The organism is Finegoldia sp. BIOML-A4, assembly GCF_009679635.1.
In the GTDB taxonomy this organism is placed as follows: Bacteria; Bacillota; Clostridia; order Tissierellales; family Peptoniphilaceae; genus Finegoldia; species Finegoldia magna.
Window position 1 is genome coordinate 172434 of sequence record NZ_WKZC01000002.1, and the last position, 20876, is coordinate 193309.

The 20876-nt window shown below is 33.4% G+C and carries 17 protein-coding genes; 4 read left to right on the forward strand and 13 right to left on the reverse strand.

Features of this window, described 5'->3' with window-relative positions; translation table 11 throughout:
* Positions 1-53 precede the first annotated feature (53 nt).
* Together GKG01_RS03180 and GKG01_RS03185 are read right to left on the reverse strand one after the other, a co-directional pair.
* A complete protein-coding gene (locus GKG01_RS03180) occupies positions 54-3500 on the reverse strand; it encodes a leucine-rich repeat protein (RefSeq protein WP_154271473.1) in 3447 nt (1148 codons plus the stop codon).
* A gap of 250 nt (positions 3501-3750) precedes the next feature.
* Positions 3751-4977, reverse strand: a complete 1227-nt coding sequence (locus GKG01_RS03185; protein WP_154271475.1) for a glycosyltransferase family 4 protein — start codon at positions 4975-4977, stop codon at positions 3751-3753.
* A gap of 214 nt (positions 4978-5191) precedes the next feature.
* Here GKG01_RS03185 and GKG01_RS03190 point away from each other — a divergent pair, with 214 nt between their 5' ends.
* Positions 5192-6526: an MATE family efflux transporter gene (locus tag GKG01_RS03190; protein WP_347233092.1), complete on the forward strand. Its 1335-nt coding sequence runs from the start codon at positions 5192-5194 to the stop codon at positions 6524-6526.
* A gap of 45 nt (positions 6527-6571) precedes the next feature.
* On the opposite strand, the gene GKG01_RS03195 is transcribed toward GKG01_RS03190, so the two are convergent.
* The 4 genes from GKG01_RS03195 to pdxS form a co-directional block, all read right to left on the reverse strand.
* Positions 6572-6841 (reverse strand): hypothetical protein, encoded by a 270-nt coding sequence (locus GKG01_RS03195; RefSeq protein WP_094204371.1) that lies wholly within the window; start codon positions 6839-6841, stop codon positions 6572-6574.
* 10 nt (positions 6842-6851) lie between these two features.
* Positions 6852-8141: a metallopeptidase TldD-related protein gene (locus tag GKG01_RS03200; protein WP_102164143.1), complete on the reverse strand. Its 1290-nt coding sequence runs from the start codon at positions 8139-8141 to the stop codon at positions 6852-6854.
* Positions 8141-9565 carry a TldD/PmbA family protein gene (locus GKG01_RS03205; RefSeq protein ID WP_154271478.1) on the reverse strand — a complete coding sequence of 475 codons (1425 nt, stop codon included), beginning with the start codon at positions 9563-9565 and terminating at the stop codon, positions 8141-8143. The genes GKG01_RS03200 and GKG01_RS03205 overlap by 1 nt, the downstream gene beginning before the upstream one ends.
* A gap of 124 nt (positions 9566-9689) precedes the next feature.
* A complete protein-coding gene (gene pdxS, locus GKG01_RS03210; RefSeq protein WP_002840912.1) occupies positions 9690-10532 on the reverse strand; it encodes a pyridoxal 5'-phosphate synthase lyase subunit PdxS in 843 nt (280 codons plus the stop codon).
* Positions 10533-10641: 109 nt separating this feature from the next.
* On the opposite strand from pdxS, the gene GKG01_RS03215 reads away from it, so the two are divergent.
* Positions 10642-12021 carry a PLP-dependent aminotransferase family protein gene (locus GKG01_RS03215; RefSeq protein WP_154271480.1) on the forward strand — a complete coding sequence of 460 codons (1380 nt, stop codon included), beginning with the start codon at positions 10642-10644 and terminating at the stop codon, positions 12019-12021.
* A 58-nt stretch (positions 12022-12079) separates the two neighbouring features.
* A complete protein-coding gene (locus tag GKG01_RS03220; protein WP_094204379.1) occupies positions 12080-13519 on the forward strand; it encodes an aminoacyl-histidine dipeptidase in 1440 nt (479 codons plus the stop codon).
* 46 nt (positions 13520-13565) lie between these two features.
* Here the strand turns inward: GKG01_RS03220 and GKG01_RS03225 are convergent, their stop codons facing one another.
* Positions 13566-14255, reverse strand: coding sequence for a hypothetical protein (locus GKG01_RS03225; RefSeq protein ID WP_154271482.1), 690 nt, complete (start codon positions 14253-14255; stop codon positions 13566-13568).
* Between the two features lie 199 nt (positions 14256-14454).
* Between GKG01_RS03225 and GKG01_RS03230 the strand changes: the two genes are divergently transcribed.
* Complete coding sequence (locus GKG01_RS03230; protein ID WP_094204381.1) at positions 14455-15426, forward strand: hypothetical protein; 972 nt, start codon at positions 14455-14457, stop codon at positions 15424-15426.
* 55 nt (positions 15427-15481) lie between these two features.
* Here GKG01_RS03230 and GKG01_RS03235 read toward each other — a convergent pair whose 3' ends face one another.
* From GKG01_RS03235 to rlmH, 6 genes are all read right to left on the reverse strand, one after another.
* A complete protein-coding gene (locus GKG01_RS03235) occupies positions 15482-16669 on the reverse strand; it encodes a PatB family C-S lyase (protein WP_094204382.1) in 1188 nt (395 codons plus the stop codon).
* Between the two features lie 86 nt (positions 16670-16755).
* On the reverse strand, positions 16756-17157 hold the full coding sequence (mscL, locus tag GKG01_RS03240) for a large conductance mechanosensitive channel protein MscL (protein ID WP_094207683.1): 402 nt from the start codon (positions 17155-17157) through the stop codon (positions 16756-16758).
* A gap of 17 nt (positions 17158-17174) precedes the next feature.
* Positions 17175-17621: a hypothetical protein gene (locus GKG01_RS03245; protein ID WP_154271484.1), complete on the reverse strand. Its 447-nt coding sequence runs from the start codon at positions 17619-17621 to the stop codon at positions 17175-17177.
* A 339-nt stretch (positions 17622-17960) separates the two neighbouring features.
* A complete protein-coding gene (gene trpS, locus GKG01_RS03250) occupies positions 17961-19043 on the reverse strand; it encodes a tryptophan--tRNA ligase (protein ID WP_094206338.1) in 1083 nt (360 codons plus the stop codon).
* 2 nt (positions 19044-19045) lie between these two features.
* On the reverse strand, positions 19046-20284 hold the full coding sequence (locus tag GKG01_RS03255; RefSeq protein ID WP_154271486.1) for a CapA family protein: 1239 nt from the start codon (positions 20282-20284) through the stop codon (positions 19046-19048).
* Between the two features lie 7 nt (positions 20285-20291).
* Positions 20292-20771 (reverse strand): 23S rRNA (pseudouridine(1915)-N(3))-methyltransferase RlmH, encoded by a 480-nt coding sequence (gene rlmH / locus GKG01_RS03260; protein WP_154271487.1) that lies wholly within the window; start codon positions 20769-20771, stop codon positions 20292-20294.
* Positions 20772-20876: the final 105 nt, after the last annotated feature.

Sequence of the window (20876 nt, forward strand, 5' to 3'; positions counted from 1 at the left end):
TTTTGTTTTTTTAGTGAAAACGCAGCACATTATTTTTATGTGCTGCGTTTAGTTTATTTGATCAATTCTTTTACAACTGATTCACTTATTGAGTTTTCTCCGCCAAATACATTAACTTTTTCAAATTTTGCTTCTTCAAAAGCTTGTTTTGTTGCTTTTGGAATTTCATTTGCTTCTGTTAATAATATTGGGCAATTAATGAAGCCTATTACTAAGCTGTCTGCAAAGTTTGTTCCGTTTGCGATGTTAACTTCTTTTCTGTCTTTGAAGTCGTATTCGTAGATTTTCTTTGCTGTTTCGTAACGGTTTGCTCCTGCAATTCTTGTAGGGTTTGGAAGTTTGTTTTCTACTTCTTTGGAGATTGTTTTTTCTCCTCCTACAATTATTACTTTGTCGATTTGTTTCAATACTTCTTGTGTTGCTTTTGGTATGTTGTTTTGTTGTACAAGTAGTATTGGCATGTTGTGTTTGTTTGCGAGTGGTGCTACTGTTAATGCGTCAGCGAATGTTTCACCACTTGCGATGACTGCTTGTTTAGTTCCTGTACGTTTGATGATTTCTTGTGCAATCTTAGCACTTGTTTCGTATCTGTCAGATCCAGCTATTGTTTGTAGGTTGTATTTAGATAGGCTTTCTTTTGTCTTATCTACTGATTTTTCTCCACCTATTACAACTACATTTTTAGCTCCTAATCTCTTGATTTCTTGTGCTACTACTGAATCTAATTGATCTTTTTTAACTAGCAAGATTGGTGCTTTTAATGCTTTTGATAATGCTGATGCTGATAAGCTGTCTGCGAATTGTTCGTAGTTTGCTACGATTACTGTTTCAGCTGTGTTGTAGTATTTCTTGGATACTTCTACTGATGTTTGAATTCTGTCAGCTCCTGCTACTCTTGTTGTAGTTTTTTGTTGTTCAGCTGGTGTGCTTGGAGTTGTTGTTCCAGGTACGCTTGGAGTTGTTGTTACTGTACCAGATTGATCTGGTGTTGTTCCTGGGTTATCACCTGGTTTTGTAGGATTTTCCTTTTCAAAATCTTTGCAAGCATCTTTTATTGCATTGAAAATTCCTTCCCTATGGTATTTTGCTCTATCATCAACTTTTCTGATTTTTCCAAGACTATCTACATTTGATTTCAAAATATCTGAGTAATTTAGACCTTCATAATCATCCAAAGTCTCCAAAGCCAACATATGATAACCATCATTATCTTCATCAACATTCAAAATCTCATTTCCGTATTCGTCTTTTTGTCCTTTTCCAATAGTGTAAGACATGTCTAACACATACAAGATTTTGCCGTTTTTGTCAAAATACACATTCATTCCAATATGATAAGATGGAATCGGAAGTGGCGTTTTAAGTTCAAAATGACCTTGCTTCATAATTGAATTTACCATGTTCCCTTTGTTTTCAACAATATTAATAAGATTTTGTAATTCTTTTGTTAAACGAGTTAATTTATTATCCACAACGGCAGAATTATTATAAGATTTTTTTGCGTATTCAAGTTTATCTTTCAAAATCCCAGAATTTTCTGGATGATTTTTAATCGTTAATTCTCCTTTTTTAATTAATGAGTCTAACTTATAGCGATTTATAAAAAACTGAGTATCATGGATGTACTTTAACTTCGCACCCTCAGATAATTTGTCTTGTTTTAACAGCTTTTCACATTCAGCCTTCATATCTTTGAATTGCTTTTGAGTATCATCTCTAAGTTGTGTTAAATTTAACTTATTTAATTCATCCAAAACTTTTTTCAAATCATCTTTGTTTTTCGTAGTTTCTTCAGGATTAACAACAAAATTGTTTCCATCAGCTAATGTTTTTCCTTTTATTTTAACTAAAACTTTTTTGTGGTTATCCTCAACTTTGTTATCGTCAAATGCGTTAAATTTTATTTCTTTGATTTTATTCGAAAATTCAATCTCTTTTAAATTATTGTATCTGAATGCTTCTTCTTTTACACTTTCCAAATTTTCGGGCATTGTAACCTTTGTAATGCTATTTTTGTAAAAAGTTTGAACAGATATTTCTTTTAATTTTGTTAATAAACTCAAATCCAACTCAGATATTTTGTTATTACAAAAAGCCATTTCTCCTATTTTTTCAACTTTATCGCCCATAAACATTACATTTTGTGCATCGTTATTTCTAAAAGCTGAATTTCCAATTTCTCTAACATTTGGATAAATCACTATTGCAAATAATTTATTAATATGAAACGCACTACTTCCAATTATTTCAGTATTTTCGCCTAATTCAAGCATTTCTATCTTGTTATTCATGAATGCTCCGTCTCCAATTATTTTTAGAGCCTCAGGTGCTTCAAATTCTGTCAAATAATTAGACTGAAATGCAAATTTCCCGATTTTTTTCACAGTTTTCGGAAGCTTTACGCTTTGTAAATCGTACTTATTCAAACTACTATTTTCAAAATCCACATTTCGAAAAGCATCATCTCCAATTTCATCAACAACATATTTCCCATTCTTTTCAGGAATTACAAGATTTTTATTTTCACGAACTTTTAATTTGCCGATACCAGAAAATCCTAGAACCTTGCCTTTATCAAATACAAAATCTTTTTCATCCCATTTTGAACTATCCACATCTACTGAAGTTGTCTTATCTTCTTCTGTCGGGTTTACAATAGAAGAAGAATCCTTGTTGTCCACATTTCCATTTGAGAAAAGCACAACTTTCATCGCGTAGTTTTCATCGCCAGAATTTCCACTAAATGCATCAATCTCAATTTTTTTCACACTATCTGGAAGTTTCACTTGCTTAATTTTATTATCTTGAAAAGCTTGTTCTTTTATAATTTCCAATTTTTCACAATTAAATTCTAATTCTGTAATTTGATTAGATTTAAAAGATCTTTCTCCTAAATTTGTTAAATTTTTAGGTAAAATAAGTTTGCCTTCTATTTGGTTATCAAAAAATACTTGTTCTCCCAAAAATTCCAAATTATCCGGTAATTTTATAGTCTTTAAACTTAGATGTGCAAATGCATAATCACTAATTTTAGTGATGGTCTTTGGTAAATTAACGCTTTTAATATTACTATTTTCTTCAAAAGCATCTTGCCCAATATAAGTATATCCTTCAGGAATCTCTACAGATTCTATGTCTAATTGATGGAAATCTTCTCCAAGCTTTTTAATTTCGTTTCCATCAACATCTAAGTTGTTAACCTCTCCATTTTCGCCTTCTCTTTGAGTATACTCGTCAATCGCACTGCTCTTATTGTAGACAAAAGCAAAACTTGCTATTTTTTTCAAATCTACATTTTCTTTGCTTTTTGATGGCAGTACTACATTTCGATTTCTTTTTAGCTTTTGCACTCCGCTTTTTGAAAAACCGTATACAGTATCTCCCACAATCTCAAAATCCTCCGCTGTATATTTGTCATCCGCTGCTTTGGAATTAATATTTAATCCAAAAATCAAAGCAAATACAAAAACCAAAGAAAAAATAATCTTCTTTTTGTTCATACGAACCTCCTATTAAATTAATAATGATATTCTTTATCATCTAAAGAACTTTTTTTATTTTACTATAATCTCAATTTCTTTTCAATGATATTTGTTATCAAATTAATTTTAAAAAAAGTTTCGTGCTTATCAATATCTTCAAACACATAATATTGAGCTAGCTAAAATTTTATACGTTACTTTTAGCAATCTTATATACACAAAAACAGCTCTTAATAAATTAAAAGCTGCATTCAGTAAATTTTATATTCTATTGTAAATTTGCAATCTCCATTAACTCATTCTCAATTTCAAGCATTATGTGATCCCAAGAATGTTTTAATACTAATTCGTGAATTTTTTCTGGTATTGGTTCTTTGTTTTGTATTCTGATTATTTGTTGTTCAATTCCTTTTGCTAATCTATCAACAAATGGTTCGATTTCTGAATCATAAGGTTCATCGATTGATTTGAGTCGTGGCATTTCGACAAATTCAATTGCGCTACTTTTATTTATTTCATCGCCTAATGTTTCTATGAGTCCTTCTATTTCTGTGACTACGACTCTCATTCCACAACCCAATGCTTCAATTGCGATAAGTCCCAATCCTTCATAATAGCTTGGCAAAATGTAGATGTCAGATTCTCTCATTTTGTTAGAGAGTTTTTTCTGACAAGATGTGTTGTGCAAATCAAAGTGGAGTGAATTTCCTGTGTTGTCCCACAACTCAACTTTTGTTTCTATATCTACATCTCCCACTAATGTGAGTTCCAAATTATCGTATTTTTCTTCTAATTTTTTGAAAGCTTTGCAAAGTTCGTACACTCCTTTTGCGTGTGATAATTTCCCTGCAAACAAAAGCCTTATTCTGTCGTTTTGTGGGTCTTCTTTTCTTCTGTAAAATATGTCGCTGTTATAGCCTCCACCCGTTACAACGATTTTTTCTTTGTCGATTTCAAATATATCGGAGATTGGTTCTACGTCTTTTTTGCTTAATGCTAGGACTTTTTGTGCGCGGTTCAGATTATTCACACATGTCATAAACAATTCTGGGTTGAGGTTTGTTTGTCTGATGTCGGTTCCATGATTTAGTAATAAAACAGGAGTTTCATCGAAAATATCTAACACGAGACTGCTTAGCATCCAACAATGATGAGATACGACTACGTCTGGTTGGAATTCTTTCTTTGCTTTTTTCAATTGTTTTGTGAATTCATTTGTCCAATCTTCAATCATATCGTGTGTCATATCGCTGTATTTTGTGGAATCGTAAGGCATTTCATCGCTCATTCCAACTATTGGGAAGTTCAACTTTTCGCTTTTAAATTCCACTGGATATTTTTTGATTGTTTCATCCAAATTTAATTGGATATTATCTTGTATTCCAAATATAGCAGCATTTTCATGATTTTGTTGCATAAATTGAATTACGTTTGTAAAATAAACGCCGCTTCCTGTTTGCTTCGGAAGTTGTGCGATTACGTGTAGTATTTTCATGTTATCATCCTTTTTATTATTATTCTTACTTCTATATTATCATAATAAGATTTTAATTGCTTTAGTTATTTATTGAAAGTTTTTATAAATCATTGATTATGTTTGTTGTTTAATGTATAATAGCTTGTATTATTTTGATTAGGGGGCGATTATTATAGAAAATTTAAACGAACAACGATCAAATCTTCTCGGCAATGAATCCATTCCGAAATTAATCTGGAAGTTTTCAGTTCCAGCTACTATAGGAATGTTGGTTCAAGCTTTGTATAATGTTATAGACAGAATTTTCCTAGGTGCCGGTGTAAATCAAATGTCAATTGGTGGCGTTTATTTGATTTTCCCGATTTTTTTATTTCTGATGGCATTCGGAATGTTGATTGGTGTGGGTGGCAATTCCCTTTCTTCAATCAAATTTGGTGAAGGTAAGAAAAAAGAATCAGAAATCATTCTTGGCACATCTATGTTTTTATCTATTATTTTCGGAATTTTGATATCAGCGATTTTTCTTTTAAATTTAAAATGGTTTTTAAAAATTTTCGGCGCGAGTGATACTTTGATGCCTTACGCTTATGAATATGGAAAAATTATTTTGTATGGTGCACCTTTTCAAATGGTTGGTTTTGCAATGAACAACTTCATCCGTGGCGAAGGAAATCCTAGGGCTGCGATGGTGACGATGTTTATCGGGGCAATCAGCAATATTATTTTGGATTATGTGTTCATTTTCCCTATGAAAATGGGAGTACAAGGCGCTGCTTGGGCGACTATTATCGGTCAAATTTTGTCTTGTATTTGGGTTGTTAGATATTTCCTTTCAGATCGTGCACTGTTGAGACTTAAAAAAGAAACATTCAAGCTTGATTTGCATTATTGTAAGCAAATTTTCGCGCTTGGTTCTGCTCCATTCGCAATGCAACTTGTAGCTAGTGGTATTAATATTATTTTCAACAATTTCCTTAAAATTTACGGTGGCGACTTGGCGACATCATCAATGAGTGTTATCTATAGTGTTTCACAAATTGCATTCATGCCGATTTTTGGTATCAACCAAGGTATCCAACCAATTTTAGGATTTAATTTCGGAGCACATAAATACAGACGTGTTCAACACACTTTGAGAATTGCTATTGTAGCTGGAACTGTGTACATGGTTTTGAACTGGGCATTCACTATGCTTAGACCAGATTTATTGGTGAAGATTTTTATTTCAAGACCAGAAGATTATGCAGTCATCAAGGACATCGCAATTCCTGGACTTAGAATTTACAACTCAATGATTTTCATGCTTGGATATTCCATAATTGGATCGTCATTATTCCAAGCAATCGGCAAACCAAAAATCGGTTTCATATTGACAATGACAAGACAACTTATTTATTTGTTACCGTTGATGTTGATTTTCCCAAAACTTTTCGGACTTACAGGCGTGTGGTCAGCGATGCCAGTGTCTGATGTTTTATCCACATTAACTACGACTTATTTCTTGGTTAAATCAGGATTTTGGGTTAAAACAATTCACAACGACGACGAATTTGTTCTCGGAATTTAAAAAAGGTTTGAATATTGGATTTCCAATGTTCAAACCTTTATTTTTTTAGAATATAAATACCGAAACTAGAATAGACACTACAGCTGTTATCATTATCATAGCTAACTTGTAATCAGAAGATGCTTTTTTGAATGATCCTTTATTGAAAATAGCAAACGTAGCCGATGCTACTACAAATATTGTAGCTGCTATTTTCAAAAATCCTACAGCATCAAACTCATTTGTCCTGAAAAATCTGTAGATTGATATCAATAAAATGTATCCAATACAATACGCATATAATTCCAACACTCCAAATCTATCTTTTTGTTTCAATTTTACCTCCTTATTTTCCTGCAATAGTCACATTATCAAATGCAATAACTGCTGGTGCTAAGCTGTTTTTGCGAGATTTCAATTCTTTTGAGAAAATCATAGAATCTTGAACTTCTTTTACATTTAATGAAATTGAACCACCTGTTATGAATGATTCCACGCCATCTTTTACAAGTCTTGCAAGTCTGAATTCTCCACCAAAATCTCCAGTAGCGCTGTCCATCAAGAATGAGGAGAACGCCAACACTTCAATGTAATCTTGTGATTTCAATTCTTCGACAGAAATATCTCCACCACTCACTTCGAAAACTGGTGATTGTCCCATATTTTTTACGTTCAAATAATAACTATACTTTGCATTAGTAACCAAATTTTCTACGACACCATTTTTGTACAAATCATATTCTACAAGTTTTTTACCTTCTGAATCGACAGGTCTTTTGTTGATTGATGTCTCCAATGTTGGATTGATTTTCATGTTGAAGTTTACTTTTGGATTATCTCCGAAAAATCTCTCGCCTAATTTTGCAGAGCTGATTTGTTGATAAATCATGGCATCTCTTGCTTGATCATAATAGTAGTACAAGAATTCTTCCACAGCTTCGTTTGATAAAATAACTCTCATATTTTCCATTTTTTCATTTCTAACGGCGCTGGATCTTTTTTCAGTTTCCAAAAGTTGTTTGTCGACGATTTCTTCGATTTTTAAGTAATCAATACTTGTCAAATCATATCCGTTGAATATTTCTACAGGTTCATCCCCAACGTTACAATCAGTTACGATTTCAAATGTAAATTTGTTAGATGGATATTCTACATCCACGCCCTTTGATGTAACCACATGCTTGTGGTTTTCGTAGGCGAAAATCTCACAAGAATTTACTTTTGATTGGTAGCCGTAATCTTTGTAGATAACATCGTGTACTTTTTTGAAATTATCTGTCAAATTTTCACACACTTTGATGTCTTTAAGTGTGGCATAACCTTCTTCTTTTTCTGGAAGTTCGTAGTATTTGTTCTTGACAAATTTCGCTGCAAAAGCAGTTCTGTCGATTTTTTCTTTGATTTCATCGTCACTGTCACTTAAGTTCAACACAACTGTGCTGTCACCTTTGAATTTGTCGCCATTTTCTTCAAAATCCACGAACACCCTCACAGATGTTTCATTAGTCACGCAACTTCTGTTCATGTCTACTTCGTCTTTTATCAAAAATACTTCGTTGGATTTGGACACAGTGTTGACAACTATCCAGTCGGTAATTTTTTCGTTTTGTTTTAATATATTTATTAATCTTTCCATTAACTTAAAATCCCCTTTGCCTTAATGTATGATCCACCAGTCGATGTCTTAACCCATTCTTTCCAGCCTTTTCCACAATATCCTCCACCAGAAAGTACAAGTCCGTTGGAAACTTGTGTGATTGATTGCAATAAATCTGGAACATATCCTGTCAAATAAACTGGGCTTACGATTTTGCCAGTTAATTTGCCATCTATGATTTCACGGCCTTTCATTGCTACGCATTGAATTCCCCAGTTTTTTGGATCTTCCATTCCAGATGAGAAACCTTCCAACAAATATCCTTTGTCAACTGATTTAATCATATCTTCAACGGAATCTTCTCCTTCTTCAAAGAAAGTGTTAGTCATACGAGTGTAAGCTTTTCTCTTGAAAGATTCTCTCTTGCCGTTTCCTGTGGATTCTTGTCCCAACAAAATCGCAGACAATTCGTCGCACATTCCATGACGCAAAATTCCCTTGTCGATAATCACAGTATCTCTTCCCAAGTTACCTTCGTCATCGAACAAATAGCTTGACACCTCATCGAAAGCTGTCGCACCGTCGTGCATTATTATCTTGTCACTTGCAACTCTCTTGTCTTGGTATTCTTTTCCTTTTGCACGTTCTTTTACATACATATCCATTTCAGCTCCGTGGCCGAAAGCTTCGTGAGCGATAAGTCCTGTAAAATCAGGATCGCAAATTATGTCGTATTCTCCAGGAACGACTCTGTCTGCTGTAAGTAATTCTTCAGTTCTTCTACAAGCATCTTCCGCTGCTTTTTCGAATTCAGAAATCAATTCACTTCCACACAATCCAGAACTAGAAATGAAATCTATTTTAGTATTGTTCCCATCAGTTGCTGCTGCCATTGCAAATCCTGTTGAATAAGCATAAGATTGGTACAAATCTTTATTTTTAGATAAGAAAATTTTATTAACTTGCGTAATATTCAATCTCAAAGAAAGTTGAACGATTTTTTCGTATTTCGCTTTAACTTCGTCGTGAATTTTTTGTAACGTAGTGATTATTTTTTCTGGATTATCTTGTTCTGGTAAGTTTTCAACTTCAGTGATTCTTTCTTTTGTAATTTCGTCATCATTCGGAAGTCTGTCGTAAGTTACTCTGTCCAAGCCTTCGACGATTTTTTTACGATCTTCAAGTGCGATTTTACGGACATTTTCGCAAACTTCATCTACATTTACTTCGTTAAATGAATACTCACTAAATCCCAAATCAGTGTACACTCTGATCACGAATCCTCTTTGGTAATCAGGAGATGGATTTAATGAAATTGCTGATGTAGTCACAGAATAACTTGCCCCATCAACATCGCAACCCAAAATAGAAACGTATTTGAAATCAGTTTCCAAATTTTTTATAATTTCTTGTAATTTAGATTTATTATCTAATAAAAATTTTGATGTAGTTAGTTTTTTCATGTTCTACCCCTTTCATTAATAATTATAGTAAATACTTCTAGCTATTACAATCACTTTAAAGAAAATGATATCACAAAAAATGGCTACCAATTTTCAGGTAGCCTTTGTGTAATTTATTCGAATTTTATCTATTAGCCATGATTACTTTTATCTCATCGGGATTAATTCCCACCATTGCTTCTCCTAAATCTTTGCTCACTTCAAGCAATACATCAGGATTATTGTAATTTTCTACAGCTTTTACGATAGCTTTGGCACGTTTTTCTGGATTTCCACTTTTGAAAATTCCACTACCAACAAATACCCCTTCAGCTCCCAATTGTCTCATCAACGCCGCATCAGCAGGAGTTGCAACTCCACCTGCAGAAAAATTAAGTACAGGTAATTTTCCATTTTCGTGAACGTATTTCAATAATTCAAAGCAAACTCCCATTTCTTTTGCTTTGTCGTACAATTCATCTTCCTTCAAAGACTTCACCAATGAAATTTCGCCCATGATTTGTCTCATATGTGTAACAGCTTGGACAACATCTCCCGTTCCAGCTTCACCTTTTGTTCTAATCATCTTAGCGCCTTCTTTGATTCTTCGTAAAGCTTCCGATAAATTTCTCGCTCCACAAACAAAAGGAGTGTTAAATTTTGATTTGTCGATATGATATTTATCATCTGCTGGGGACAAAACTTCTGATTCGTCAATGTAATCAATTCCCAACGATTCCAAGATTTGCGCTTCAACAAAATGACCAATTCTAACTTTTGCCATCACAGGAATTTTGACAGCTTTCATGATTTCCTCAATCATTTTAGGATCGCTCATTCTGCTAACTCCTCCAGCAGCTCTAATATCTGCAGGAACTCTTTCAAGTGCCATTACGCTTACTGCTCCTGCTGCTTCTGCAATCCTCGCTTGTTCAGCATTGATTACATCCATTATTACTCCGCCCTTTAATTTTTCATTTATATCCATTAAAATCACCTCGCCTTTATAATACATGCAAATTGCATCTAATTATAGTAGCAAAATAAAATAATTTTATGGGTACAGATGTGTTATACTTAATCCAACGGAGGATTTTATGTTCATAAATTTAAACGACAAAGATTATTTGTATAATCAAATTTACGATTCTATAAAAGAAAAGATTAACACGAAACAATTGAAGACCAATGACAAGCTTCCTTCTATTAGAAAATTATCGAATGAGCTGAATATTTCGATAAATACTGTGTCCAATGCGTATTATCAATTGGAAAAGGAAGGATACATTCGTTCCAGTGAGAGAAGTGGGTTTTTTGTGGAAAAATCTGGTCATATTTTGCAAAGCGATACAAGCTTTGATGATGAGGATATGATTGTTGCAGAAAAGAATTCTTACCTGTATGATTTTTCATTTTCAGGTGTGGATAAATCTTGTTTTAAATACAAGCAGATCAGAAAAGCTTTCAGGGATTCAATTAATGAAGATGATGATGCTATTTTGGGTAAGGTCGATGGTTTGGGATTATTTTCGTTGAGGTGTTCTATTTCAAATTATTTGAAAGATTTCAGAGAAATAATCGTGAATCCCAACCAAATTGTCGTGAGTTCCGGAAGCAACGAGTTGTTGATTTTGATTAAAAATCTTCTTAACAATCCCGTTTTTGGTTTCGAAAATCCTGGATATGCATATCACGGAATTGGTTTTTACAATAATTTCAACAGTACGCCGATTGATGTGAATGAAGATGGAATTGATATAGATTTTCTAAAACAAACAGATGCAAATGTTGTAAGCGTGACTCCTTCTCATCAGTTTCCCACTTCTGCGATTATGCCGATTAATAAAAGGATTGATCTGTTGAATTGGGCTTACGAAAAAAATAATCGCTACATAATTGAGGATGACTACGACGCAGAATTCAAATACAAGCTTCGTCCTATCGCTCCACTGAAGACTTTGGATGTTAATGATAAGGTGATTTACATCGGGAATTTTTCGCGTACGGTGACTCCAGCGATGCGTGTGAGTTTTATGGTTTTGCCTAAAAATTTGATGAAGAAATTTTATTCTGTACTAAAATCTGAGAGGTGCCCTGTGTCGATTTTCGTTCAATCTGCACTGTCCAAGTTCATAGACAGTGGAGATTTTGAAAAGCAGGTCAATCAGATGAAGAAGGTGTACGCAAAAAAATACGAAATTATTTTTTCAAAAATTAATGGCTGTAAATTCATTGATTTTGAGAAAACTGATTGTGGCACTTCTGTAGTAATCAAGGTCGATAAGAGAATTGACAGTGATGTTTTGTTGAAAACTTTGAAAGAAAATTCCGTGTATGTGATTCCTATCGATGATTTTTATTTGGATAAAAATATGAACACTAATGTGTTTTTGATTGGGTTTGCGAAGATGAGCTACGATGATATCTCTAATGGTATGGATATTATCGTAAATGTTGTAAATAATCTTGTCAATTAGATTACAAAATAATGTAAAAGAGTTATAATAAAGTAAGAATATATATAGGAGGTTACTCATGCAAAAATATGAAGATTTAGAACCAAAGAAAGTGTTCCATTGGTTCAAACAATTAAACGATATTCCTCGTGGTTCAGGAAATGAAAAAGCTGTATCAGATTTTTTGGTTAGCTTCGCAAAGGAAAGAGGATTGGAAGTGTACCAAGATTCTCTTAACAATGTTATTATCAAAAAAGATGCTACAGAAGGTTACGAAAATTCAGAACCTGTTATTTTGCAAGGACACATGGATATGGTTTGCGAAAAAACTGATGATTCAGACCACGATTTCTTGAAAGATCCTATTTCAATGCACGTTAAGGACGGATATGTTTATGCAGATAACACAACTTTAGGAGCAGATGACGGAATCGCTGTTGCTTTTTGCTTAGCTATTTTGGATTCTGATGATGTGGCTCATCCAAAATTGGAAGTTCTTGTAACTATTGACGAAGAACGTGGAATGGACGGAGCAAATGGCGTGACTGCTGAACATTTGAGTGGAACTCGTTTGTTAAACATCGACACTGAAACTGAAGGAGACTTCATAGTAAGCTGTTCTGGTGGAGCAAATGCTATAACTACTTTCAAGAGCGAAAAATCAGATGGTTTGTCAAAGGCTATTGAAATTTCTCTTTCTGGATTAAATGGTGGTCACTCTGGTCTTGAAATCCAAAAACAAAACAAAAATGCCATCAAAGTAATGGCAAGACTTTTGAACAAAGTTGCTTTGGAAATGGATTTTAGATTGCAAGAAATCTCCGGTGGTTCAAAACACAACGCCATTGCTAAGAACGCTCACGCAGTCATCACTGTAGATGATTTGGATAAAGCGATGGATATTTTAAACGAAATTGGAGAATACGTTCGTCACGAAGGTAGAAAAACAGATCCTAACTTGGTTTTGGATATTAAAGAAACAGAAAAAACAGAATTTTCTTATTCAAAAGAAACTTCCCAATCAATCGTTAAATTCTTGTATTTGTTAATCAACGATGTTATCTCAACTTCACAAGACATCGAAGGTTTGGTTCAAACAAGTTCTAACGTTGGTATTGTTGAAGCAGACGACGAAAAAATCAAGGTTACTTGCTGCGTAAGAAGTTCTGTAGAAAGCGAACTTCACAATATGTTCGACAAGATCAAATCATTAGCTTATTTGACTCACGGAACTACTGTTATCGAAAAAGAATACCCAGCTTGGGAATTCAACACTGATGGAGAATTGGCAAAAGTTGCTCCAGCATTGTACGAAGAAATGACTGGCAAGAAAGCTAATGTTACTGCAATCCACGCAGGTTTGGAATGCGGTTTGTTGAAAGGCGTACTTCCAGACTGCGATATGATTAGTTTCGGTCCAGATATTTTCGGAGCTCACACTCCATTGGAACATTTGGGAATTGAATCTACACAAAGAATGTACGATTACACATTAAAATTATTAGAAAAATTAAAATAACAAAAAAATTAAGGAAAGTTCTTTTTTATGAACTTTCCTTTTTAAATTATTTGTATTCGTGATTTTCTAAAACATGGATTAAATCTTCATTAGTTTCTTTACTTTTTTGAACTTCAAACATTCCCATATATGAATAAAAATCGAGCGAATACATATCTTTTATATCCTTATCTATCTCTGAATCCGATAAATTTTCTCCATTCATTACCAATGTTTTTTTAAGATAATTTTTTATATCTTTTTGGGATAGTTTAGTTTTATAATTTGCTGATTCTATCATATCTTCAGCAACTTCTTTTTCTACAATATAGCCTTTATTATCCTTATGCAATAAAATTCTTACAATTGCGCCTTCTCCAGATTTCTTATCCCTAGTAGAAATCCATGTCTTCACTAAAACTAAAATTTTGTCTTTACTTTCATACTTATCCAATATTTTCAACTCGGATAATTCATAATACTTATAATCTGGTTTTTTGGCTAAAAATTTTTCAAGACTTTCACTCAATCTAATTTTATTTGTATCTTTTTCTAGCTTGTAGTATTTTTGCGTAAAAAACATTTTTACAGTTTCGTTTATATTAGCTTTTTCTTTTTCATCAACAGAAACTTTTACCGTTTCTTTTGGAGTCTCTACACGCTTGTCGTTTCTAATTTCTTGTTTTTGACATGAAGATAAAAGTAAAACCATAATAATAACAAGAGTAATTGTTTTTCTTAATTTATCGATTACCATATTTCCCCCTAATATACATTCCTAATTTTGATAGTGAAACATTCATTCTAACTTATGTATGTGTTGAAACACCACATTTTTATCTATATTAATATTATATCATCAAAAATTCAATCTCATGTTACAATAAGTCTACAATTGTGAAATTTTTAAAAACATTTGCCAAAATCTGTTATAATATTAGAGTCAGGGGGAATTTATGAAAAAGAAATTTACATTAGTGTTATTATCACTGCTTATGATAATAACTTTAAGCGCTTGCTCTCAAACAAAAGAAAAAGTGAGCCTATTAAACGATTTTAGAAAAACAACTGAATGGAAGAACCAATCTTACGAATTTAAGAACGAAACTTCCAAGCTAAAGGAAATGAAGGTCACTGCAACACAAGACAAAACGACAGGCGTTGCAATGGCAACTGTAACAAGCGATATCGCACAATTAGCTGGTCAAGGCAATAATTTGGGAGAGCTTCACTTCGCAATCCAAGATGGAAAAGCGTATTTGAATTACGATGCATTCGCTAACAATCTTCCACCAAAAATGAAGGAAGCTTTGATTCAAAAGAATTTGTACTTCAATGTTACACAAATTTTGCAAAAATTAACTGAACAAAACTTCCAAGCTACAACTGTAAGAGATTTCACAGTTTTCATGCCACTTTTGTCATCAAATGCGAAATTCCAAGTTAGAATTGCAAAAGACTTTGTAATTGACAACCAGGAATTGAAGGTTACAGATGATGGCAACCACAAATATTCTGTGAATTTGACTGGTGAACAATGGGCAAAAGTTATGGAATATTCAAGAAAAACTTTATTGAAAAACTTCAAAGAATACGCCAAACTTGCCAAGGGAAGTGATCTTACAGAATCCGAACAACAAAAACTTCAACAAGTTGAAGAAAACCTAAAATCAGAACAATCACAAAAAGAATTCGAAGACAAAATCAACACTTTGAAGACAACTAACAAAGACGATATGTTTAATTTAACATTCGAATTCAAAGACAAATCATACGATGTTCATTTGAAGTCCACTCCTAAATCAAAGGATGCTGAAAGCTTGAATATTTCATTAAATTCAAAAGAAGACACATCTATCAACAACCCAAAAGCACAAGTGGATAATGGTCCTTTCGAATTTATGCAACAATTTTTAAATATAAAATAATTGAACTTAAAATAAAAAATCCCGAAGCTCAATTGAGTTTCGGGAAATTTTTTGTCTATTTGTATATTTCTTGTAGCAAATTATCCAATCTAACTAACGCGTCTTTTACAACTTGTGTTGGAGCTGCAACGTTAAATCTTACGAATCCATCGCATTCACCGAAGAATCTTCCGTCAGTAAAAACCAAATCAGCTTTTTCGCCCAAAGTTTTAAGCAACTCATCGCTATTTAATCCCAAACATCTGAAATCCATCCACATAACATAAGTCGCTTGAAGATGATTTACGATAATTTTAGGATATTTTTCTTGGAAGAAATCGTACACGATTTTTTGGTTGTTGTCGATAACTTGAATCATTTCTTTAAGCCAGTCTTCAGCTTCATCAAAAGCTAATTGTGTAGCTTCAAGTCCCATAACATTGACAGTGTTGCTTCTCATTACATCCAAAGTTTTCTTGTATTGAGCCATCATTTCAGGATCCGAAATAATCGTATATCCACAGCAAAGTCCAGCCAAGTTAAAAGCTTTTGTAGCAGATTGGCAAACAACAGCTTTTTCGATTAATTTTCTATCCAATGAAAGCACAGATGTGTGTGTATTTCCCGGCATAACAATATCTTGCCAAATCTCATCAACCACAACAATAACATCATTTGCATTTGCAATCGTGATTACTTTTTCCAAATCATCCTTGCTCCACAAAATTCCGCCTGGATTGTGAGGGTTGCAAAGAATGACCATCTTGTTTTCAGCTTTTTTACATTCTGATTCGAATTTTTCAAAATCAATTGAGTAATTGTTGCGTTCGTCAGAAATCAAAGGAACATCAGCCATAACTCTGTCGTTAAATTCAATCGCAAATCTGAATGGACCATACACTGGTCTCATAATCATTACAGAATCACCTTTTTTCGTAAAAGCACTTACTGCAGCAAAGAATCCATCTACAACAGTTGGAACTTCGACAATCCATTCTTTTTTGATATCAGCATTATGGTGTTTCTTGTCCCAATTTATGATACTATTGTAAAATCTGTCTGTAGGGGCACAATATCCCAAAACCAAATTATCTAAGCGTTTTTTCAATCCATCGATAATTTCCGGCGCATTTTTGAATTCCATATCCGCAACGCTGAATGGAACAACATCTTTTTTCATGTTTGGAAATTGTTCGCTTCTTACAGCCCATTTTCTAGAGCCCATTTCGTTTCTGTCACTAATCGTTTCAAAATCGTATCTCATCTGTATCTCCTTATTATAAATTATTACGTTTTCAGTATAACACAAAACCAACAAAAAAAGAGGATACAATCCCCTTTTCAGTTAAATTATTCTGTTAATTCAGATGTACAATGTGGACATCTAGTAGCAGTAATGTCGATTTCACTCTTGCAATATGGGCAAGTTTTTGTTGTTGGATCAGCTGCCGGTTCTTTATGCAAAGCATCACGACCTTTGTTGATAGCCTTAACCATCAAGAAAACAACAAATGCTATAATGATAAATTTAACCAAAGCATCCAAGAATAAACCATATTGTAACTTAACACCTGCAACAGTTGCTGCCATTTCCTTCATGTTGACACCCGCTGTTGCTGCTCCAATCAAAGGTGCAATAAGACCGTTGATAAGTCCATCGACCATTTCCTTAACAGCAGCACCCATGATAACGGCAACTGCCAAATCCATTACATTACCTTCAGTAATAAATTTCTTAAATTCTTTTAACATAATACCCCCTATAAAAATTAATCATTCATTAAATTCATTTTTTCCTTTTGTAAATTATAAACTTCTTTTTTCAATTGTTTAATTGCGTTTTCGCAGTTTTTCTTGTTAGATAAAATTTGCATTTGAACAACAGAATCAAAAACTTTGTTATCAAAATAATCTGCCAAGAAAAATGGTTTTTTATATCTGAAACCAACACTTGGTTTCTTGTCCAAATCAATCATAATATTGTTGAACTTTCTAATCGCCAAGTCAGCCTTCTTCGCTTGATTCTTCGCCTTTTTTAAATTCGATCTTTTAATCATAGTAGTAATAGTCTTACCCTTGAAAATATCGAAAATTCCCCATCCTGATGCTGTACCCAAATAAGATTGTACCTCATTCAAGCTAGCTATAGCAATTTCTCCAAGCTTAATAGCTTCGTTTATATTATATAATCTGGATCCTACTTTTGCTCTTAACATAATAAACTTCCTTTCCTTTATTATTTATACCCTTAAATAATAATTTTAAGCAAGGAAAAATCAAATAAAATTTACATTTTATTAATCAAGCAAAAATCAACCACTGACTTGATTGACATATATAAAAAATATAGCAAACCTTTCATGCTAAGAATATCATACGGAAAAAATTGTCATGATTTCAAATCGAATAAATCCGTCAAAATCGGACTGCGTAAGCTTCAGCGTGTTTGCGATTTTAGGATTTTGAGATTTAGAAATCATCAATTTTTGAAGTCTAGATATTCGTGCATGATGGTTTGTTATACATAATCAACCCTGACGTGATTGATTTCTCTTTTATTTGTATTTTTGTTGTTGTTTATTAATCAATTCCACATCTTCAAAGTAGTTGATTCCCATTGCAGCTTTTACTTTCTTCAAAGTTTCTGCTCCAACTTCTCTGGCATCTTCTGATCCTTTTAACAACATATCGAAGATTTCTGGAATATTTTGTTCGTAGTGTTTTCTTTTTTCTCTGATTGGCGATAATTCTTTTTGCAAAATATTGTTCAAGAATTTTTTGATTTTGACATCGCCAAGTCCACCACGTCTGTAATGATCTTTTAATTCGTCCAAATTTTTATAATCTGGAAGAAATTCTGAGAAATCATCGTCTGTACAGAAAGCGTCCAAATAAGTGAACACTGTGTTTCCTTCAACTTTTCCAGGATCTGTGATTTGAATGTGGTTAGGATCTGTGAACATACTCATTACTTTTGATTTGACATCTTTTTCAGAATCCGACAAATAAATACAGTTACCTAATGATTTACTCATCTTAGCTTTTCCGTCTAGTCCTGGAAGTCTGGAACAGATTTTGTTGTCAGGAATTACAGCTTTTGGTTCAACCAAAACTTCTGAGTAATAATTGTTGAATGTTCTGACTATTTCACGTGTTTGTTCCAACATTGGAAGCTGGTCTTCTCCAACAGGAACTATGTTTGCATTAAAAAGCGTGATATCAGCTGCTTGGCTGATTGGATAAGTCAAAAATCCAACAGGAATGCTCGCTCCAAATTCTTTTTGTTTGATTTCTGCTTTAACTGTAGGGTTTCTTTCGAGTCTTGAAAGTGTAACCAAGTTCATATAATAAAACATCAATTCTGTTAGTTGTTCAACGTGTGATTGCACAAAAATCGTAACTTTATTAGGATCAATCCCACAACTTAAATAATCAAGCGCAACTTCAATGATATTGTCACGGACTTTGTCTGGATTGTTAAAATTGTCAGTCAAAGCTTGTGCATCGGCAATCATGACATACATCTTGTCGAAGTCCCCTTTGTTTTGCATGATAACTCTGTTTTTTAATGAGCCTACGTAATGACCCAAATGTAATTTTCCTGTTGGTCTGTCACCTGTAAGTATTATATTTCCCATTTTTACTCCTTGTTAAAAATTTTCTCGTAATGTTGATTTGCTCTGTTCAATTTTGATATTATCTTGTCTTTTCTTGGATAATTTATTTCTGAATTGAGGACTTGATTTACTGGAACTACTACATATCTTGTAGTCACACTATCTGTGTATTTGTCTACATAGTATGGCTTGTTTTCGAAAGTTTTTACAGTTGTCTTGTCCCCAATTTTCTCAATTTTAATATCCGAGTACACTCCAATCTCTACACCGTAATATTGTCCGTAGGATTCTCTTTGATCTGATACTAGATTTCCCATCGAATAAACGCAGTATGATTTCTTGCCGTCGTTTTCAATAACATCAGCCTTTTGTATTGTGTGCGGATGCGATCCTATCACCAAGTCCACTCCCATGTCCGCAAGTTTCTTAAACGTGTTTTTCTGATATGCGTTAGGATAATCAGAATATTCCTCTCCCCAATGCATGTAGCACATTATCACATCGGCGTGATTTTGCTTTAAATAATCCACATCTTTTTGGATTTGTTCCATATTAATCAAATTCACCGCGGTGTCTCTTCCGGAATTAAGCATAGAATTTTCAAATCCATTGAGCATTTGTGTATATGAGAAAAATCCAACCTTTATTCCTTTCACATCGATAATAAGTGGATTAGTCGATTCGTTCTCCTTGAAGGTTCCAGTTCTTTTCAAACCATACTTTTCAATAGCTTCAATCGTGTGGTCAATTCCTTTCAGTCTCCTATCGTAAGAATGATTATTGGCAGTGCTCACCACATCAAATCCTGTATCTTTTAAAGCTTTTATAACATTTTCGTGCGTTGCAAATTCTGGATAACCACTCATGTCTGATGCATCCTTAGCAATAGTCGTCTCCAAATTGACTATGGATAAATCACTCTTACCCACAATATCTTTAATAACCGCAAAAGAATCCGTAAAATCATAATTTGTAGCTTTTGCTTGGCGAATTTGAGTTATGTGATTCATATAATCGCCCCAACAAGTTATGGTTATCTCTTTCTTTTCCAGCTTTTTATTCTCTTTTGGTTTTTCTGAATTGTCATCAGCTTTTTCTTTTGATTGAGATTTTGATTGCGCAGCATTTTTCACTTGAGAACTTTTTTGTGATGCTGTGTGGATTGGAGATTTTCCAGAAATCTCTGAATATCTAAAGCCAATCACACCAACTAAAATCACTATAAGAAAAGCCAATGCAACAGTTGTCTTTTTTCCCTTCATTTTATCCTCACTTATGATATGGTAAATTGTTAATTATTCTGAAACTTCGGTAAATTTGTTCCAACAAAATCAACCTCATCAGTTGATGTGGAAATGTAAACTTGGAAAAAGAAAGCGCATAATCGCTCCTGTCAAGTACACTTTTTGCCAGTCCCAAAGATCCGCCGATAACAAAACAAATATTAGAATGACCTTGTACAGTTAAATTTTCAATCTTGGCGGCTAATTTTTCGCTAGTAAGTTGATTTCCCAAAATCTCAAGCGTAATCACGTAGTGATTGTCCTTGATTTTCGACATAATTTTCTCCGCTTCCTTGTCCTTCACAATCTCCTTTTCGCTATCCGACAAGTTCTCTGCAGCACTCAAATCATCAACCTCAATTATGTTTAGCTTGCAGTGCGCAGATAATCTTTTCGAAAATTCAGCAATACCTAGTTTTATGTATTTTTCCTTAACCTTACCCACCGAAATTATATCGATATTCAAAATAATCACAACCTTTTTACTTTAATAAGTATATCATATATTGATTGGGAGTATAAAATAATAATTTTTTACGCAAATAAAAAAGGACTATCAAAAAGAATAGTC

What these genes read in the sequence shown, in the direction of transcription:
- GKG01_RS03255 (WP_154271486.1), bottom strand. Translation starts at nt 20,284, where the DNA reads ATGAAGGGAAAAAAGACAACTGTTGCATTGGCTTTTCTTATAGTGATT.
- GKG01_RS03215 (WP_154271480.1), top strand. Translation starts at nt 10,642, where the DNA reads ATGTTCATAAATTTAAACGACAAAGATTATTTGTATAATCAAATTTAC.
- GKG01_RS03220 (WP_094204379.1), top strand. Translation starts at nt 12,080, where the DNA reads ATGCAAAAATATGAAGATTTAGAACCAAAGAAAGTGTTCCATTGGTTC.
- GKG01_RS03180 (WP_154271473.1), bottom strand. Translation starts at nt 3,500, where the DNA reads ATGAACAAAAAGAAGATTATTTTTTCTTTGGTTTTTGTATTTGCTTTG.
- GKG01_RS03185 (WP_154271475.1), bottom strand. Translation starts at nt 4,977, where the DNA reads ATGAAAATACTACACGTAATCGCACAACTTCCGAAGCAAACAGGAAGC.
- GKG01_RS03235 (WP_094204382.1), bottom strand. Translation starts at nt 16,669, where the DNA reads ATGAGATACGATTTTGAAACGATTAGTGACAGAAACGAAATGGGCTCT.
- GKG01_RS03225 (WP_154271482.1), bottom strand. Translation starts at nt 14,255, where the DNA reads ATGGTAATCGATAAATTAAGAAAAACAATTACTCTTGTTATTATTATG.
- GKG01_RS03245 (WP_154271484.1), bottom strand. Translation starts at nt 17,621, where the DNA reads ATGTTAAGAGCAAAAGTAGGATCCAGATTATATAATATAAACGAAGCT.
- mscL (WP_094207683.1), bottom strand. Translation starts at nt 17,157, where the DNA reads ATGTTAAAAGAATTTAAGAAATTTATTACTGAAGGTAATGTAATGGAT.
- pdxS (WP_002840912.1), bottom strand. Translation starts at nt 10,532, where the DNA reads ATGGATATAAATGAAAAATTAAAGGGCGGAGTAATAATGGATGTAATC.
- GKG01_RS03200 (WP_102164143.1), bottom strand. Translation starts at nt 8,141, where the DNA reads ATGGAAAGATTAATAAATATATTAAAACAAAACGAAAAAATTACCGAC.
- GKG01_RS03230 (WP_094204381.1), top strand. Translation starts at nt 14,455, where the DNA reads ATGAAAAAGAAATTTACATTAGTGTTATTATCACTGCTTATGATAATA.
- GKG01_RS03205 (WP_154271478.1), bottom strand. Translation starts at nt 9,565, where the DNA reads ATGAAAAAACTAACTACATCAAAATTTTTATTAGATAATAAATCTAAA.
- trpS (WP_094206338.1), bottom strand. Translation starts at nt 19,043, where the DNA reads ATGGGAAATATAATACTTACAGGTGACAGACCAACAGGAAAATTACAT.